This window comes from Kitasatospora sp. NPDC059803 (genome assembly GCF_042732255.1).
Taxonomy (GTDB): domain Bacteria; phylum Actinomycetota; class Actinomycetes; order Streptomycetales; family Streptomycetaceae; genus Kitasatospora.
Genome location: NZ_JBHWIJ010000078.1, coordinates 1 through 17,284 on the forward strand (window position 1 = coordinate 1; position 17,284 = coordinate 17,284).

Here is a 17,284-nt window from a genome sequence, read left to right on the forward strand (position 1 = left end):
CTCGCGCTCGCGCGCGCGCGCCGACCCCACCCCCCCCCCCCCCCCAAACACACCGCGCTCCACCACACCCCCCCCCCCCCCCACCACCCCCCCCCCCACCACACAACAATTTCCGGCGAGGCCATGACGGGAATCGAACCCGTGTACACCGCTTTGCAGACGGTTCCCTAAGCCACTCGGGCACACGGCCAGTGAATTCATAGTGGCGGAATGCGCGGGGGGCCGTCAACGGTGGAATGTAAATTCTGTATGGCGGCTTGTGCTACGGTCGGAACCAGGTGGTCGGTTGCCCGGCCGCCCCGGACGAGCGCGTCGTACCCGGTGACGACAAGACGGCGCAGTTCAGCGGCAATCCGGCCGCTGTGGACTGCGGAGGTAGGCCGTCATGGCATGGCTCGTTCTGATCATCTCGGGTGTCCTGGAGACCGTGTGGGCGGTGGCCCTGGAGTCGTCCAAGGGCTTTTCCCGGCTCACCCCCAGCCTCGTCTTCGGTGTGACCCTGCTGCTGAGCATGGGCGGGCTGGCGTACGCGATGCGCACCATTCCGATCGGCACCGGCTACGCGGTCTGGGTCGGCATCGGCGCGGTCGGCACCGCGCTCTACGGCATGGCCGTCCTGGGGGACGCGGTGACAGCGGCCCGGATCGGCTGCCTGCTGCTCATCGTCTCCGGCGTGGTCGGCCTGAAGGTGCTCCACTGACCGCCGCCTGAGCTTCCCCCTGACCCTGGTCCTAAGCCCTGCGGACTAGCTGATCACCGACTCGGGTCAGGGGTCATGAAGCCGGACGGCCCTTACGATGTTACGTATGACCACTGCCTCCCCCACCTCGGTCGACTCCGCCCCGATACCCTCCGAACCCGACCCCGGTGGCGGGGTCCTCAGTGGCCGCTACCGCGCTCTGACGCTGGGGATCGTGTCGGTGGTCCTGGTGATCGCCTTCGAGGCGACCGCCGTCAACACCGCGATGCCGACCGCGGCCCGCCAGCTGAACGGCATCGGGCTGTACGCCTTCGCCTTCTCCGGCTACTTCACCACCACGCTGTTCGCGCTGGTCGTCTCCGGGCAGTGGTGCGACCGGCGCGGGCCGTTGCAGCCGCTGTTCACCGGCATCGCGGTGTTCGGCGTGGGCCTGGTGGTGGCCGGGACGGCGCCGGGCATGTGGGTGTTCGTGGCCGGGCGGGCGGTCCAGGGCCTGGGCGGCGGGCTGGTGATCGTCGCGCTGTACGTGGTGGTCGGCCGGGCGTACCCGGAGCGGCTGCGGCCGGCGGTGTTCGCGGCCTTCTCCTCGGCCTGGGTGCTGCCCTCGATCATCGGGCCGCTGGTCTCCGGCGCGATCACCCAGCACCTCGGCTGGCGCTGGGTGTTCCTGGCCGTGCCGGTGCTGATCCTGCTGCCGCTGGCCGTGATGGGCCCCGCGCTGACCCGCTCCGAGCGGGAGCACCCGGTGGCCAGGGGCGCGGAGTTCGACCGCCGGCGCACCCTGCTGGCCGCGATGGCGGCGCTCGGTGCCGGCCTGCTGCAGTACGCGGGCGGGCGGCACGACCTGATCGGGCTGCTCCCCGGGACCGTCGGGGCGGCGCTGCTGGTGCCGGCCGTCCTGGGGCTGTTGCCCGAGCGGACCCTGCGGGCCGGTCGGGGGCTGCCGGCGGTGATCCTGCTGCGCGGACTGGCGGCCGGGGCGTTCCTCGGGGCCGAGGCCTTCGTCCCGCTGATGATGACCACCGAGCGCGGCCTCTCGCCGACGATGTCGGGGCTCACCCTGACCAGCGGCGGGCTCACCTGGGCGCTGGGCTCCTGGCTGCAGGGGCGGCCGGGGGCCGAGCGCTACCGCGAGGCGATGATCCGGGGCGGGTTCGTGCTGACCGCGGTGGCGATCGCGGGCGCCGCGCTGGTGCTGGTCCCGGCGGTGCCGGCCTGGGTGGCGGCGGTTGCCTGGGGTATCGGCGGCATCGGGATGGGACTGACGGTCGCGAGCGTCAGCGTGCTGATGATGAAGCTCTCCGCGCCGGAGGACGCCGGGGTGAACTCGGCGGCCCTGCAGATGAGCGACGCGCTGGGCAACGTCCTGCTGACGGGCCTGGCGGGAGTGATGTTCGCGGTGCTGGGCGGCGGCTCGCTCGCCGCCGCCCACGAGGGTGCCGGGGCCACCGGCTCGTCCGGTGCCGCCGGGTCGCCCGTGGCGTTCGCGGTGATCCTGCTGGCCATGGCCGGCGTGGCGCTGCTGGGGGCGCTGCTCTCCGGCCGGGTCCGGACCAGGTCCTGAGGGTCAGCCGGCGGCGGCGGGCACCGGCGGCGCCCCGGGGGTGCCGAGGAAGGCCTCCCAGCCGCCGGTCGGCGCCTGGCCCGGGGCGAGGCCCTGGAGCTTGCGCAGCACCGCTGGGTCCTGGGCGTCCAGCCAGTCCACCAGTTGGCGGAACGAGACCAGCCGGACCTCCGGCTTGTCCGCGATCGTCCGGAGCACGTCCTCGACGGCGTTCATGTAGATGCCGCCGTTCCACTCCTCGAAGTGGTTGCCGATGACGTAGGGCGCCCGGTTGCCGTTGTAGGTGCGGTCGAAGCCCAGCAGGTAGGAGTCGCGGGCCTGGGCCTGGAAGCCCGGGTAGAGCGCCGGGTCGGCCTTGGTGTTGGGGCCGCACTGGTTGTACATGATGTTGTAGTCCATCGACAGCACCTGGAAGGTGTGCCCGGGGAAGGGGATGGACTGCAGCGGGAGGTCCCAGAGCGCGCCGCCCTGGATCTTCTGCGGCCACACCTGGGTGCCGTTGCCGCTGCTGTCGTAGCGCCAGCCGCGCTTGACCGCGGTGGGCAGCAGGTTGCGCTGGCCCTCCAGGCAGGGGGTGCGGCTGCCGATCAGCTCCCTGTGGTAGTCGAAGGGCAGCGCCGGCAGGTCGGTGAAGCCGGTGTTGGTGCGCCAGTTCGTCACGAAGTCCATGGCCTGCTGGATCTCGCTGTCCCACTCCTCCGGGGACCACTTGCCGACGCCGGTGGAGCCGCAGAAGTGGCCGTTGAAGTGGGTGCCGATCTCGTGGCCCTCCAGCCAGGCCGCGTGCACGTTCTCCAGGGTGTCGTGGATGTGCTGGTCGGTGAGGTAGCCGATCTCGGAGGCGCCGACCTTGTGCTGCGGGGGGCGGTAGAGGTCCTTCTTGGACTCGGGCAGCAGGTAGAGGCCGCTGAGGAAGAAGGTCATCGAGGCGTTGTGCTCCTGCGCCAGCCGGCGGAAGCGGGCGAACAGGCCGTTGTCGAGTTCGCCGGCGCCGTCCCAGGAGAAGACCACGAACTGCGGCGGCCTCTCGCCGGCCTTGAGCCGCTCGGGGGTGGGCTGGTGGGGCTGGGCCCCGGTGTCGGAGGTGGAGCCGTCGCCGATCAGGACGGCCTGCGGCTCGGCGGTGTCCGTGGGGCCGGCACTCTCGTCGACGGCCGCGCCGGTGGGGGGGACGGCCGAGCCGATCATCGGCTTGTCGGCGCTGTTGCTTCCACAGCCGGTCGCCAGGGTGGCGGCGGAGGCCGCACCGGCGGCCAGCAGGGTGCGGCGGGAGAGAGCGGCCATGGTCACTCCGTTCATGAGGCGTTCGGCAGGCGTACAGGCGTGCGGAAATCCGGTCGGACAAGTGGGGTGATAGAACCCGTGACCGGGTCAGCATGCCAGCTGGGCCCGATCGGTCGACGAGGCGCCACCCGAGGTCGTCATCGATCGCCCGATTGACGCAACCGGACAGGCCCCCCGTGCCGTCGAAGCTCGTACCGAGGCGTTCCGGTGGCGCCGTCACCTGGGAAACGGCCGTCGCGTTCCGTCACCGGGTGCCCACTGGGCGCACGGATTCGGGCGATTGCCCTGCCGAACGGGGGGTGTCATTACGCCCATCGTGTGGACGTGCTTTAAGGTCCGATCCGATTGAATTGTTTCCCAGGAAACTCCCAGGATCGGGAATCCGTCGGTAGAGGGGAGCGCCCGTGGGCGTCCAGCAGAGCAGGAGCCCGTGGCCGGGCACCCTGGCGGCCGGTGCCGCGCTGGTACTCGGCGCCTGGCTGCTGCACGACGGCGGGCAGGGCGCGCTGCCGCCCGCCCCCGGCAGCACGCAGACGCTGTCCGGCTTCGCCCCGGTCTCCGTCGCCCCGCCACTGGGCCCGTCCGACCCCACCCGCATCCGCATCCCGGCCGTCCGGCTGGACGCCCCGGTCACCGCGCTCGGCCTCGACCCCGACGGCCACCTCCAGGCCCCGCCCGAGGCGGACCGCAACCTGGCGGGCTGGTACCGCGGCGGGGCCAGCCCCGGGCAGCGCGGCACCGCCATCCTGGCCGGGCACGTCGACAACAAGGCCGGCCCGGCCGTCTTCTACAACCTGGGGGCGCTCCGGCGCGGAGACCGGATCGAGATCGCCCGCGCGGACGGCGCCGTCGCCGTCTACCAGCTGTACGCCATCGAAGTGCACGACCGAAAGGACTTCCCGGACGACCGGGTCTACCGCCAGGCCGCCGACGCTCAGCTGCGGGTCATCACCTGCGGCGGCGCGTACAGCGCCGAGCACGGCTACGAGGGCAACGTCGTCGCCTACGGCTTCCTGGCCGACACCACCCGGCCGGGCAAAGCCGCATGACCACGCTGACCCTCGCCACCCGCTGGAACCCGATCGACTGGCCGCTCACCCACGGCCCGATCCCGTACGCCGTGCTCGCCGCGGGCTGGGGGTCGCTGGTCCTGCTCGCGTTCTCCCGCCACGAACGCTGGCGGGCCCCGCGCCTCTTCGGCGCCCTGATGCTGGCCGGAACGCTCACCGCCCTGGTGAAGCTCGGCGTCGACGGCTGGTGGCACCCCTTCCCGGAGGGCACACCGGACTTCGTCCTGCGCTGGATAGCCGTCGCGCTGTTCGCGATATCCCTGGTCTGCTTCCGCGCGCCGCTGCTCGCCGTCCGCCGGCGGCTGCTGGCGACCGGAGCCGCCGTCCTGGTGCTGCTGATGGCCGCCTCGCAGGTCAACCGGGGCTTCGACCAGTACCCGACCGCCCGGGCCATGCTGGTGCCCGAGATCCAGGCGCTGACCACGGGCAAGGTGGCCAGCACCGTCGCCGCCTCGCCCGGCAAGCCCGTCGAGGAGCTCTGGCACGCGCCGCCCGGCCTGCCCGCGAAGGGCACCCTCTCCACCGTGACCATCCCCGGCGCCAAGTCCGGCTTCACGGCCCGCGACGGGTACGTCTACCTGCCGCCCGCCTACCAGGCCAATCCCCGGCCGCTGCTGCCCGTCGTGGTGCTGTTGCCCGGCCAGCCCGGCGCCCCGGTGGACTGGATCACCTCCGGGGCCATCCAGGAGACCCTGGACGCCTTCGCCGCCGACCACCAGGGCCTGGCCCCGATCGTGGTGGTCGCCGACCCCACCGGCAGCCCATTCACCAACACGCTCTGCATGGACTCCCGGATCGCCAAGGCGCACACCTACCTGGCCACCGACGTCCCGGACTGGATCCACCACAACCTGCAGACCGCCACCGGCCGGGGCGCCTTCGCCATCGGCGGGCTCTCGCTCGGCGGCACCTGCTCGCTCCAGCTGGCCGTCAACGCACCCGGGGTCTACGGCACCTTCCTGGACATCTCCGGCCAGGACGAGCCGACCCTGGGCGACCGCGGCGAGACCGTCGACAAGGCCTTCGGCGGTGACGAGGCCGCGTTCGACGCCGTCGACCCGGTGCACGTCATGGCCCGGCAGAAGTTCCCCGACACCGCAGGCATGTTCGTGGTCGGCGCCAACGACCCGGACTTCCGACCCATGCAGGAGAAGGCCTATGCGGCGGCACAGGCGGCCGGAATGAAGGTCGGCTACCAGACCATCCCCGGCTGGCACAGCTGGGTGGTGTTCCGCCAGGCCTTCGAACAGAATCTGACCTGGCTCTCCCAGCAGACCGGACTGATCCGGTGATCCGGCTCCCCGCGGCCCCCGCGCCGGCCAAGGAGCAGGAGTGGCCGTCGGACCGCGCGCCGGTCGCCGGAACGCCGGAGCCGCGCCCGCAGCGGGCCTGGCGGGCCACCCGGACGTTCGGCGTGTGGCTGCGCTCGGCGCCGCTCACCCTGGTGCTGCTGGCCGGGCTCTGGGCGCTCGGCGCGGCCACCGGCAGCCTGGCCCACGGGCCGTCCGAGCGGCTGCTCGACCGGGTCGGCGTCGGCGTGCCCACGCTCGCCGAGGGCCACTGGTGGACGCCGTTCACCTCGCTGTTCTGGTGCTCCGGCCTGGGCTCGTACGTGTTCACCAGCCTGCTGCTGGTCCTGGTCGGCCCGGCCGCCGAGCACCGGCTCGGGTGGCTGCGCACGCTCGCGGTACTGGTCGGCGGGCAGCTGGCGGGCACCCTGCTCGGCACCGGGCTGATCGCGGTCGGCTCCCGGGTCGGCGAGCAGTGGACCGTCTCGGTGGCCGACCAGACCTCGGTCGGCCCCGGCGTCGGCCTGTTCGCGCTGGCCGGGGTGCTCGGCTACCGGCTCACCGTGCTCTGGCGCCGCCGGCTGCACCTGCTGGTGCTGCTCGCCCCGCTGGTCATGACGCTCTACGTGGGCCACCTGCAGAGCGTCCAGCGGTGCGCCGCCGCGTTCGTCGGGCTGGGCGCCGGCGCGCTGCTCGCCCGGGGCGGGCTGCACCTGCGCACCCACCGCTCCTCGCACTCCGAGACCCGGGTGCTGGTGGCGCTCTGCCTGGTCGCCGCCGCCCTCGGGCCGCTGATCGCCTCGCTGTACGACAACGCCAGCGGGCCGTTCAACACCTTCTCCGAGCTGTACTTCTCGCACCGGCTCAGCCCGGAGGAGGTGGCCGACTTCTGCGCGCTGTCGGCGCACGACTGCGCCCGCGCGCACGCCGTCGAGCGGATCTTCGACACCCCGGGCCGGCTGATGGCCGCGCTGTTCCCGGCGCTGCTGCTGGTCCTGGCCGAGGGGCTGCGCCGGGGGCTGCGGCTCGCCTGGCGGATCACCGTCGCCACCGAGCTGCTCTGGGCGGCGCTGCTGGGCTGGCTGTACCTCGACTCCGGCCCGGTCAGCGGCGACGTGGTCCAGTACTTCGTCGAGGCGCTGCTGCTGCCGCTGCTCACCCTGGGCCTGCTGCTGGCCACCCGGCAGCGCTTCCGGCTGCGGCTGGCCGGCCGGGCGGTGCTGCGGCTGGGCGCGCTGCTCGGCGGCGCCGCCCTGGCGGCCTCGGCCGCGTACGTGGGGCTCGGGCGCCTCGCGGCCGACCAGTTCGAGCCGGGGGCGAACATCCGCCGGCTGCTGCACGGGCTGCCCGCGCAGTTCCTGCCGCCCGCCTACAACGACCTGCTGCCGGACTACCCGATCGCGGTCGGCCCGGTGGCGCTGTTCCTGGAGACGTACTGCGGGCTGGCCTTCTGGGTGGTCGCGCTGACCGCGCTGCTGCTGGCCTTCCGCCGGCCGGTGCTGCACACCGACGCGGAGGCGGCCGCCCGGGCCAGGGCGCTGCTCACCGCGTACGGCGGCGGGACGCTGTCCTTCATCACCACCTGGGACGGCAACCACTACTGGTTCGACGAGGAGGGCCGGGCGGCCGTCGCCTACCGGGTGCACAACACGGTGGCGCTGACCACCGGCGACCCGTTCGGCGCGCCGGAGGCCCGGGCCCGGGCAGTGGCCGGGTTCGCCCGGTTCTGCGACCAGCGCGGCTGGACCCCGTGCTTCTACAGCGTCTCCCCGCAGACCCGGGAGGCCACCGCGCAGCTCGGCTGGCGCTCGGTGCAGGTCGCCGAGGACACCGTGGTGGCGCTGCCCGAGCTGGCCTTCACCGGCCGCAAGTGGCAGGACATCCGGACCGCGCTGAACAAGGCCGGCAAGCAGGGCATCACCGCCGAGTGGTGGTCCCACCACGAGGCGCCGCGCGCGCTGCGGGACCAGATCCGGGCGATCTCCGAGGAGTGGGTCTCCGAGAAGGGCCTGCCCGAGATGGGCTTCACGCTCGGCGGACTGGAGGAGCTGGACGACCCGGACGTACGGGTGCTGATCGCGGTGGACGAGCAGCGCGTCGTGCACGGGCTGACCAGCTGGATGCCGGTGTACGAGAACGGCGTGCCGGTCGGCTGGACGCTGGACTTCATGCGCCGGCGCTCGGACGGCTTCCGCGGCGTCAACGAGTTCCTGATCGCCTCGGCCGCGCTGGGCTTCAAGGAGGAGGGCGCGCGCTTCCTGTCGCTGTCCGGCGCGCCGCTGGCCCGCTCCGGGCAGGACGAGGAGCCCTCCGGCCTGCAGCGGATGCTGGACTGGATGGGACGGGTGCTGGAGCCGGTGTACGGCTTCCGCTCGCTGCTCGCGTTCAAGTCGAAGTTCCAGCCGGAGTACCGGCCGATGTACATGGCCTACCCCGACCCCGCCGCGCTGCCGAGCATCACCCGGGCGATCGGCAAGGCGTACCTGCCGCACCTGACGCCGGCGCAGGGCGTCCGGCTGATGCGCAGGCTGTCGGGCTGAGGCGCCCCGGGCCCCGGACCCGGGTGACGGCCGGAAGCGCGGTGGCGCCCCCGGACGCCGGTCCCGCGCGCCGCTCAGCCGAGCAGTTCGGCGAGCGCGCGGTCGGCGTCCAGGTGCAGGTGCTCCTCGCCCTCGGGGACGAGCAGCCGGCTGCGCCACAGGAAGCGGCGCAGGTCGGTGGTGTCGAACTGGAGCAGCGCGGTGCCCTCCGGCGCCCGCAGTTCGACCATGGTGCGCCGGCCGACCGCGGGCCGGACGTGGACGTCGCCGACGCCGGCCGGCAGCTCAAGGCCGGCCGAGAGCAGCTGGCGGGCGAAGACCCAGACGATGTCGTCGGCGCCGTCCGCGCCCGGGCCCGCGCCGCCGTCCGCCGGTTCGTCCAGCGAGAACTCGGCGGGGAAGGCCATCCGGACGGCGAGCGGGTCCTCCGGCAGGTAGCTCAGGACCACCCGCAGCCGGACGGAGCGGTGGAGCGAGAGGATCAGACGGGCCTGGACGGTCTCTTCGGCGGCGGTGTGCACGGCGAGTCCCTTCGGGTCGGTGTGAGGCCGGTCGACAAGGGGGAGGGTTGGGGCGGCCTCACCCTGGTGAGAGTCCCGGGACCGGCCGTGATTACTCGGTTTCGGAACCGATCGGATGTGATCCGGGTCACGTCGATTTCCGGCCGCCCGGGCCCGGCGCGGAGCCTCGCCTGGCCGCCCCGACGGCGCCGGGCCGGTACGCTGGGCGGGTTGTCCGATCGCCGCCCTTCCGCGGGGCGGGGCTGAGAAACCGCCCCTGACCTGCGATGATCCCCCCTCGGAGACCGTGAGTACTGCCGCCGCCTCCTCGATGCCGCTGTTCTCCGACGTGTCGGAGCCGCAGGCGCCCGCCCGGGGTGCCGGACCTGCCGCGTCCGCCGCCTCGCACCACCTCTCGCCGGCCTTCCCCGGCCGCGCCCCCTGGGGCACCGCGGGCAAGCTGCGGGCCTGGCAGCAGGGCGCGCTGGACAGGTACATCGAGACGCAGCCGCGCGACTTCCTCGCGGTCGCCACCCCGGGCGCCGGTAAGACCACCTTCGCGCTCACCCTGGCCTCGTACCTGCTGCACAACCACCTGGTGCAGCAGGTGACCGTCGTCGCGCCGACCGAGCACCTGAAGAAGCAGTGGGCCGAGGCCGCCGCACGGATAGGCATCCGGCTCGACCCGGCCTACTCCTCCGGCCCGCTCTCCCGGGACTACCACGGCATCGTGGTCACCTACGCGGGCGTCGGGGTCAACCCGATGCTGCACCGCAACCGGACCGAGGCGCGCAAGACCCTCGTGATCATGGACGAGATCCACCACGCCGGCGACTCCAAGTCCTGGGGCGAGGCCTGCTTCGAGGCCTTCGAGCCGGCCACCCGCCGCCTGGCGCTGACCGGGACGCCGTTCCGCTCCGACACCAACCCGATCCCGTTCGTCCAGTACGAGGCCGGCGGCGACGGCATCCGCAAGTCCGTCGCCGACTACACCTACGGCTACGGGCACGCGCTCGCCGACCACGTCGTCCGCCCGGTGATCTTCCTCAGCTACAGCGGCAACATGCGCTGGCGCACCAAGTCCGGTGACGAGCTGGAGGCCCGGCTCGGCGAGCCGATGACCAAGGACCTGATCGCCCAGGCCTGGCGCACCGCGCTGGCCCCGCAGGGCGAGTGGATCCCGTCCGTGCTGCAGGCCGCCGACCGGCGGCTGTCCGAGGTCCGCAAGGCGATCCCGGACGCCGGCGGGCTGGTCATCGCCACCGACCAGAACACCGCGCGCGCCTACGCCAAGATCCTGCGCGAGATCTCCGGCGAGAAGGCCACCGTCGTGCTCTCCGACGAGACCGAGGCCTCCCAGCGGATCTCCGACTACGCGGCCGGGGACTCGCGCTGGATGGTCGCGGTCCGGATGGTGTCCGAAGGCGTCGACGTGCCCCGGCTGTGCGTCGGGGTGTACGCCACCTCGATCTCCACCCCGCTGTTCTTCGCCCAGGCCGTCGGCCGCTTCGTACGAGCCCGCAAGCGCGGCGAGACCGCCTCGGTGTTCCTGCCGACCATCCCGACGCTGCTCGGCTTCGCCAACGAGATGGAGGTCCAGCGCGACCACGTGCTGGACCGGCCGAAGAAGGAGGGCGAGGGCCTCTTCGACGAGGAGGACCGGCTGCTCGCCGAGGCCGAGCGGGCCAACGACGGGCCGGACGGCGCGGGCGGCGACGAGTTCTCCTACGAGGCGATCGGCTCTGACGCGGTCTTCGACCGGGTGCTGTACAACTCCATGGAGTTCGGCATGCAGGCCCACCCGGGGAGCGAGGAGGAGGACGACTACCTCGGCATCCCGGGCCTGCTGGAGCCGGACCAGGTGCAGATGCTGCTGCAGAAGCGCCAGCACCGGCAGATCCAGCGCAGCAAGGGCAAGCCCGCCGAGGAGGCCGACCTGCTGGAGCTGCCGGCCGAACAGCGGCCGGTCGTCACCCACCAGGAACTCCGGGAGCTGCGCAAGGAGCTGAACGCGCTGGTGGCCGCCTGGCACCACCGCACCGACCAGCCGCACGGAACCGTTCACAACGAGCTGCGCCGCCAGTGCGGCGGCCCGCTGACCGCGCAGGCCACCGCGAACCAGCTGAAGGCGCGGATCGCCAAGATCCGCGAGTGGGCGAAGTAGCCGCGGAATCGGCCGCGGAATCAGTCGCGGGAACGGCACGGCGCGCGGCCGCGGGCCGGCCGCCCCGCTCCCGTGTGTCCGGACTCCGGAGCGCGGCCGGACCCGCGCGCTGACGGGCCCGGAGAAATGCGGGCATTTGTCCCGGTTCCGTCGCGCTGTTGAGAACGATCACGCCCGAATTTTGGACAACCACTTCCGTCACGACATTTCCTTCACTACCTTTCCCCCACGCTCTTCCACCGGGCAACCCCCACAGGACGGGCGCCGCAGGACCGCACGCACGTCAAGGACGACACCGCGAGCGGTCCGAGCGCGGCCACCCCACCTGCGCGCGACACCGAACCCGGTCCGGCGCCGCCTGCCCCCGCGAGCGCCGCGGAAAGGATGCCCGTCGTGACTGCCGAGACCTCCCAGACCCTGGACCGTGGCGTCCGGGTCCTCAAACTCCTCGCCGACTCCGAGCGCGGGCTCACCGTCACCGAGCTGGCCGCCCGACTGGCCGTCAACCGCACCGTCGTCTACCGGCTGCTGGCCACCCTGGAACAGCACGGCCTGGTCCGCCGGGACATCGGCGGCCGCGCCCGGGTCGGCCTGGGCGTCCTGCGCCTGGCCCACCGCGTGCACCCGCTGCTGCGCGAGGCCGCGCTGCCGGCCCTGCGCAGCCTGGCCGAGGACCTCGGCGCCACCGCCCACCTCACCCTGGTGGACGGCAACGAGGCGCTGGCCGTCGCCGTGGTCGAGCCGAGCTGGACCGACTTCCACGTCGCCTACCGCACCGGGCTGCGCCACCCGCTCGGCGAGAGCGCCGCCGGCCGGGCCATCCTGGAGGCGCGCACCTTCCCCAGCCAGCGCCGGCCGGAGCAGGGCTTCGTCATCACCCGTGCGGAGGAGCAGTCCGGGGCCTGCGGCGCGGCCGCCGCGCTGATCGGACTGAGCGGCATCGAGGGCAGCGTCGGCGTGGTGATGCTGAACGGGATGGTCCCCGAGCGGGTCGGCCCCCGGGTGGTGGAGGCGGCGACCGAGGTCGCCGACGCGCTGCGGTAGGCCGGCACGGGCCCCGGTGTGTTTGGATTCCCCTTGTGTCCGACACCAAGCTGCCCAAGGCCCTCACCTCCCCGCGGACCCGCGCGCTCACGCTCTGCGGGGTGCTGGTCGCCGCGCTGTTCGGCGTGGCCGCCTTCGTCCCGCTGCCGTACACGCTGACCTGGCCGGGCCTGACCGCGGACACCCTCGGCACGTACAAGGACAAGCCGGTCCTCACCGTGACCGGGGCGCCGCTGCGCACCACCGAGGGCGAGCTGCGGATGGTCACCATCTCGGCCACCAACCCGGGCGAGAAGACCACCTTCTGGCGCGCGCTCCAGGCCTGGTTCGACCAGGACGAGGCGGTGCGCCCGACCGACACGGTCTACCAGCCGGGCAACCCGGCCAAGGCCGAGGAGCAGACCGCCCAGCAGATGGCCGAGTCGCAGAACAGCGCCACCGCCGCCGCGCTCGGCTACCTCCACCTCTCGCCGGACCAGGTCAAGGTGAAGGTCGACCTGGGTGACGTCGGTGGCCCGAGCGCCGGGCAGATGCTGGCGCTGGGCATCATCGACAAGCTCGCCGGCGACGGCAAGGGCGGCGACCTCACCGGCGGGCTCACGATCGCGGGCACCGGCACCATCGACGACCAGGGCGTCGTCGGCGCGGTCGGCGGCGTCCCGCTCAAGACCCAGGCGGCCGCCCGGGACGGCGCGACGGTGTTCCTGCTGCCCAAGGACGAGTGCACGGACGCCAAGGTCAACACGCCCAAGGCGCTGCGCCTGGTGCCGGTCGGCACGCTCGGCGAGGCGGTCTCGGCACTGGAGGCGCTGAAGAGCGGCGGCAGCGTCCCCAGCTGCTGACCGGGGCGCAGGCCGCTGCCGCCGGGCGCGGGCCCTACTCGGCGGCGGCCTGGTCCACCAGCGGCAGGATGCGGTACGGCACCGGGTTCTCCAGCGCGATCGCGGTGGCCGACCGGACGATCCCGTCGAAGCCCACCACCCGGTCGATCACCCGTTGCAGATCGGCGTTGGAGCGGGCCACGATCCGCACCATCATGTCCCCGGCCCCGGTGATGGTGTGCAGTTCCAGCACCTCCGGCACGCTCGCCAGGTGCGCCCGGACGTCGGCGCCCTGGCCCTGGGAGATCTCCAGGGTGGCGAAGGCCGTCACCGGGTAGCCGAGCGCCGCCGGGTCGACCTCCGGGCCGAAGCCGCCGATCACCCCCTTGGCCTGCAACCGGTCCAGCCGGGCCTGCACGGTGCCCCGGGCGACCTGGAGCCGGCGCGAGCACTCCAGCACCCCGATCCGGGGCTCCTCGGCGAGCAGCCGGATCAGCCGGCCGTCCAGCGCGTCGATCGAGTCGTTCCCGCCGCCTGTCCCGGGGGCGGCCGAAGCACCCGGCGGAGCGGGGGAGTTGGGCGAGCCGGGGGAGCTCGGGGACTGGGCGTGGGGCATCGCGGCTCCGTCCTCCGGTGGGCATTGTGTACAGCGGCGCCGCCGATTCTCCCGCCCCGGCGCACAGCTTGACCAGGAGGAAACGGAACAGTTGCGCGCCGGTCGGCTCGGCGCCACCCTCCAGCCACAACGCCGTGCGCCGGGCCCCACACCGGCGCACGGTCGCACCCGCCGTGGTCCGCACGCCTACCGGGAGGGCCGTCATGACCGACACCGCCGCCGAACCCGTCCTGCTCGCCGCAGGGCTTGGAGAGTCCGCCCCCCTCCCGATGGGCCGCGCCGACGCGGTGGTCTTCGCGGTCGGCGACGCCGAGCGGGCCGCCCGCCGCTACACCGCCGCGCTCGGGCTGCGCTGTACCGCGTACGCCGGGCCGGAGACCGGGGAGCCGGAGACGGTCTCGTACGTGCTGGACGCGCCCGGGACCAGGATCGTGCTCACCTCGCTGGTCCAGGTGATCGGCCCGCGCGGCCGGGAGCTGGCCGTGCACCTCGCCCGGCACGGGGACGGGGTGCTGGACCTCGCGGTGAGCGTGCCGGACGTCTTCTACGCGTACGACTACGCGGTGGACCGGGGCGCCCTGTCGCTGGCCGAGCCGTACGAGGCGCGGGACCGCTTCGGCACGGTGGTGCTCGCGACGATCGGGGTGCCGGGCGGGACCAGGCACACCCTGGTCGACCGGTCCGGCTACGCCGGGCCGTACCTGCCGGGGTACCTGCCGTTCGAGACCTGGTGAGGGGGGCTCAGCGGATGGCCGTCTCGACCACCGGCGGGTGGCCGTTCCAGTAGACGAAGACCGAGTTGGCCTGCTCGCCCTTGGTGAAGTCCACCCGCATCCACTGGTCGCCGTTCCACACCTGCATCTGCCAGCCCGGATCGGGGGTGGCGGAGACCAGCGAGGCCTTGTCGGGGCGGATGTCCAGGGCGACCTTGCCGCCCGGCACCGGGTAGCTCTTCACGGAGGACGTCACGGAGGACGTCGCCGTGGTGGTGGCGGGGGTGGGGCGGCGGGTGGCCGGCGGGGAGGCGGCGGAGAGGGTGGTGGCGGGGGCCGGCCCGCGCGTCGTCGTCGTGGCGGCCGTCGGGGAGGCCGGTGGTGGTGCCGGGGCCCCGGTCTGGGTGGCCGACCGCGGCTGCTCGGGGGTGACGGTCGCGGTGTGCGGCGTGCCGTCGGCCCTCGGCGAGGGCAGCGGCAGGGCCGTGGGCTGCTCGAACGCGGCGCCGGTCAGCACCGCGTGCACGCCGAGCCAGGACAGCGCCACCGCCGCCCCGGTGGCCGCCGCCCAGGCGCCGAGCTGTACCAGTCCGTTCCGCATCGTCCGCTCATCCTGCCGTATTCCGGGCCTGTGCAGCCGGGCAGCCCCGTTATTAGTCAGGGGAGTTGCACAATGTCCGGAGGCCACCCCGAGGTACAGACCACTGCCCGTCGATGGCGTACCGTGCAGGGCCATGGCAACAGTGCTCGTGGTCGAGGACGACCCCTTCGTACGATCCGCCCTCATCCGGCACCTGACCGACACCGGTCATGCGGTCCGCAGCGTGGGCACGGCACTTGAGGCGCTGCGGGAGGTCGCCCAGGTCGGCTGTGACCTGGTGATCCTCGACCTGGGCCTGCCGGACCTGGACGGCAGCGAGGCGCTCAAGATGATCCGGGGCCTGACCAATGTGCCGGTGATCATCTCGACCGCCCGTGACGACGAGGCCGAGATCGTCCGGCTGCTCAACGACGGCGCCGACGACTATCTGGTGAAACCTTTCTCCGGGGAACACCTCAGCGCCCGGATGGCCGCCGTGCTGCGCCGGCTCGGCGGCGGCGCCGCCCCCGTCGCCCAGGTCCTGCGGGTCGGCGGCCTCGCCATCGACCTCCAGCGCCGCGAGGCCTCGCTGGACGGGCGGCTGCTCGACCTGACCCGCCGTGAGTTCGACCTGCTGGCCTTCCTGGCCGGGCGCCCCGGCGTGGTGGTGCCGCGCAAGGAGATCCTGGCCGAGGTCTGGCAGCAGACCTACGGCGGCGACCAGACCATCGACGTCCACCTGTCCTGGCTGCGCCGCAAGCTCGGCGAGACCGCCTCCAGCCCCCGCTACCTGCACACCGTCCGGGGAGTCGGGGTCCGGCTGGAGGCCGCCGGGGGACTGGCGGAGCACCGGACATGAGGAGGTTCGGGCGCTCGCTGCGCTGGGCCCTGATCAAGGCCGCCGTCGCCGGGACCACCATGGTCGCGCTGGCCTTCCTCATCCCGCTCGGCCTGATGGTCCAGCAGACCGCCCGGGACCACGCCTTCACCGCCGCCGAGCGGCAGGCCGCCGCGCTCGGCCCGGCCCTCGCCATCACCACCGACCAGATCGCCATCGACCGCGCCCTGGCCAGCACCGACGCCGGCGGGCAGGGCCGGATGGCGGTCCACCTGCCCGCCCCGGCCGCCCCGGACGCACTCCCCGGCGCGGGCGGCCCCGGCGGGCCCACCATCGGCGAGGCCCGGGCCGCCGCCGGCGACGTGTCCACCGCCGGCGGCCAGGGCCGCTCCTTCACCGTCGAGGTGCCCGGCGGCTACGCGCTGCTCCAGCCGGTCGCGGTGGACACCGGGCGCACCGCCGTGGTCGAGGTGTTCGTCGCCGACGGCGACCTCACCCGGGGCGTCTCCACCGCCTGGCTGGTGCTCTCGGGCGTCGCGCTCGGCCTGGTCGCCATCTCGGTCCTGGTCGCCGACCGGATGGGCGGCCGGATCGTGGCCTCCGCCCGGCGGCTCGCCGGCGCCGCCCGCTCGCTCGGCGCCGGCAACCTCGCCGTACGGGTCCCGGTGGACGGCAAGCAGGCCGCCGGCAGCCCCGAAGAACTGCGCGAAGCCGCCCACGCGTTCAACACCATGGCCGACCGGGTGGTCCAACTCCTCGCCGCCGAACGGGAACTGGCCGCCGACCTGTCCCACCGGCTGCGCACCCCGCTGACCGTGCTGCGGCTCAACGCCGCCTCACTCGGCGAGGGCGACGCCGCCGACGCCACCCGGCACGCGGTCTCCCAACTGGAGCGCGAGGTCGACCAGATCATCCGCTCGGCCCGCCGCGACCCCGAGGACGTGCCCGCCGTCGCGGTCGGCTGCGACGTCGCCGAGGTGGTCCGCGAACGGGTCGGCTTCTGGTCCGCGCTGGCCGAGGACGAGGGGCGCCGCTGGCAACTGGCCGGCGCCGACCGGGCGACGCCCGTCCCGGTCCAGCGCGCCGACCTGGCCGCCACCGTCGACGCGCTGCTCGGCAACGTCTTCCGGCACACCGCCGTCGGTACCGCCTTCTCGGTGGACGTGCTCGCCACCGAGACCTCGGTGATCGTCCTGGTCGGCGACGCCGGCCCCGGCTTCAGCGACCCGGCCGCCGCCCTCAAGCGCGGCGAGGGCCACGGCGGCGAGGGCTCCACCGGGCTCGGCCTCGACATCGTCCGCAAACTCGCCGAGTCCACCGGCGGCGACCTGGCGCTCGGCCGCTCCGCCGTGCTCGGCGGCGCCGAGATCCGGCTGCGGCTGCGGACCCGTCCGGACGGCACCCCCGCGCGGGCGGGGCGGCGGCGCAGCCGGGGCGCGCTGTTCCAGAAGTGACCGCTTCCTCGGTCTTTTCCTCGGCGCCCGGGGGAATCGTGGTGGCCGGTTTCGCACGCACGCGCCTGACGCCCCGCCAGCTTCGGGATCTTCCTTAAGCGCGGCCT

The 17,284-nt window shown here is 73.6% G+C and carries 15 protein-coding genes, 1 tRNA gene and 1 riboswitch; of the genes, 11 read left to right on the forward strand and 5 right to left on the reverse strand.

Annotated elements, in window-relative coordinates; translation table 11 throughout:
- Positions 1-118 precede the first annotated feature (118 nt).
- Positions 119-190, reverse strand: a tRNA-Cys gene (locus ACFV6I_RS15370).
- 85 nt (positions 191-275) lie between these two features.
- Positions 276-342, forward strand: a riboswitch (guanidine-III (ykkC-III) riboswitch).
- A gap of 43 nt (positions 343-385) precedes the next feature.
- On the opposite strand from ACFV6I_RS15370, the gene ACFV6I_RS15375 reads away from it, so the two are divergent.
- Both ACFV6I_RS15375 and ACFV6I_RS15380 read left to right on the forward strand, forming a co-directional pair.
- Positions 386-700: a multidrug efflux SMR transporter gene (locus tag ACFV6I_RS15375; RefSeq protein WP_063349183.1), complete on the forward strand. Its 315-nt coding sequence runs from the start codon at positions 386-388 to the stop codon at positions 698-700.
- 106 nt (positions 701-806) lie between these two features.
- Positions 807-2,264 carry an MFS transporter gene (locus ACFV6I_RS15380; protein ID WP_380425604.1) on the forward strand — a complete coding sequence of 486 codons (1,458 nt, stop codon included), beginning with the start codon at positions 807-809 and terminating at the stop codon, positions 2,262-2,264.
- Positions 2,265-2,267: 3 nt separating this feature from the next.
- On the opposite strand, the gene ACFV6I_RS15385 is transcribed toward ACFV6I_RS15380, so the two are convergent.
- On the reverse strand, positions 2,268-3,548 hold the full coding sequence (locus tag ACFV6I_RS15385; protein WP_380335215.1) for a hypothetical protein: 1,281 nt from the start codon (positions 3,546-3,548) through the stop codon (positions 2,268-2,270).
- A gap of 404 nt (positions 3,549-3,952) precedes the next feature.
- Between ACFV6I_RS15385 and ACFV6I_RS15390 the strand changes: the two genes are divergently transcribed.
- Genes ACFV6I_RS15390 through ACFV6I_RS15400 form a run of 3 tightly spaced genes read left to right on the forward strand, consistent with a single transcriptional unit; the run spans position 3,953 to position 8,447 of the window.
- A complete protein-coding gene (locus tag ACFV6I_RS15390; protein ID WP_063349186.1) occupies positions 3,953-4,597 on the forward strand; it encodes a class F sortase in 645 nt (214 codons plus the stop codon).
- Positions 4,594-5,910: an alpha/beta hydrolase family protein gene (locus tag ACFV6I_RS15395; protein WP_063349187.1), complete on the forward strand. Its 1,317-nt coding sequence runs from the start codon at positions 4,594-4,596 to the stop codon at positions 5,908-5,910. Before ACFV6I_RS15390 ends, ACFV6I_RS15395 begins: the two co-directional genes overlap by 4 nt.
- Positions 5,907-8,447, forward strand: a complete 2,541-nt coding sequence (locus tag ACFV6I_RS15400; protein WP_079135850.1) for a phosphatidylglycerol lysyltransferase domain-containing protein — start codon at positions 5,907-5,909, stop codon at positions 8,445-8,447. The genes ACFV6I_RS15395 and ACFV6I_RS15400 overlap by 4 nt, the downstream gene beginning before the upstream one ends.
- Positions 8,448-8,521: 74 nt before the next feature.
- Here ACFV6I_RS15400 and ACFV6I_RS15405 read toward each other — a convergent pair whose 3' ends face one another.
- Positions 8,522-8,968 carry an SsgA family sporulation/cell division regulator gene (locus ACFV6I_RS15405; RefSeq protein WP_063349188.1) on the reverse strand — a complete coding sequence of 149 codons (447 nt, stop codon included), beginning with the start codon at positions 8,966-8,968 and terminating at the stop codon, positions 8,522-8,524.
- Between the two features lie 310 nt (positions 8,969-9,278).
- On the opposite strand from ACFV6I_RS15405, the gene ACFV6I_RS15410 reads away from it, so the two are divergent.
- The 3 genes from ACFV6I_RS15410 to ACFV6I_RS15420 all read left to right on the forward strand — a co-directional run bounded on the left by ACFV6I_RS15410 (position 9,279) and on the right by ACFV6I_RS15420 (position 12,997).
- Positions 9,279-11,111: a DEAD/DEAH box helicase gene (locus ACFV6I_RS15410; RefSeq protein ID WP_063349189.1), complete on the forward strand. Its 1,833-nt coding sequence runs from the start codon at positions 9,279-9,281 to the stop codon at positions 11,109-11,111.
- Between the two features lie 393 nt (positions 11,112-11,504).
- A complete protein-coding gene (locus ACFV6I_RS15415; protein WP_063349190.1) occupies positions 11,505-12,155 on the forward strand; it encodes an IclR family transcriptional regulator in 651 nt (216 codons plus the stop codon).
- Between the two features lie 35 nt (positions 12,156-12,190).
- Positions 12,191-12,997: a S16 family serine protease gene (locus ACFV6I_RS15420; RefSeq protein ID WP_244293447.1), complete on the forward strand. Its 807-nt coding sequence runs from the start codon at positions 12,191-12,193 to the stop codon at positions 12,995-12,997.
- Positions 12,998-13,031: 34 nt separating this feature from the next.
- Here ACFV6I_RS15420 and ACFV6I_RS15425 read toward each other — a convergent pair whose 3' ends face one another.
- Positions 13,032-13,592, reverse strand: a complete 561-nt coding sequence (locus ACFV6I_RS15425) for an Lrp/AsnC family transcriptional regulator (RefSeq protein ID WP_363370312.1) — start codon at positions 13,590-13,592, stop codon at positions 13,032-13,034.
- Between the two features lie 203 nt (positions 13,593-13,795).
- Between ACFV6I_RS15425 and ACFV6I_RS15430 the strand changes: the two genes are divergently transcribed.
- Entirely contained in the window at positions 13,796-14,326 is a 531-nt protein-coding gene (locus tag ACFV6I_RS15430) for a VOC family protein (protein WP_380425607.1), read from the forward strand.
- Between the two features lie 7 nt (positions 14,327-14,333).
- Here the strand turns inward: ACFV6I_RS15430 and ACFV6I_RS15435 are convergent, their stop codons facing one another.
- Positions 14,334-14,906, reverse strand: coding sequence for a hypothetical protein (locus ACFV6I_RS15435; RefSeq protein WP_063349192.1), 573 nt, complete (start codon positions 14,904-14,906; stop codon positions 14,334-14,336).
- A gap of 133 nt (positions 14,907-15,039) precedes the next feature.
- Between ACFV6I_RS15435 and ACFV6I_RS15440 the strand changes: the two genes are divergently transcribed.
- Positions 15,040-15,744: a response regulator transcription factor gene (locus tag ACFV6I_RS15440; protein ID WP_350881149.1), complete on the forward strand. Its 705-nt coding sequence runs from the start codon at positions 15,040-15,042 to the stop codon at positions 15,742-15,744.
- Entirely contained in the window at positions 15,741-17,177 is a 1,437-nt protein-coding gene (locus ACFV6I_RS15445) for a sensor histidine kinase (RefSeq protein WP_380335202.1), read from the forward strand. Before ACFV6I_RS15440 ends, ACFV6I_RS15445 begins: the two co-directional genes overlap by 4 nt.
- Positions 17,178-17,284 lie beyond the last annotated feature (107 nt).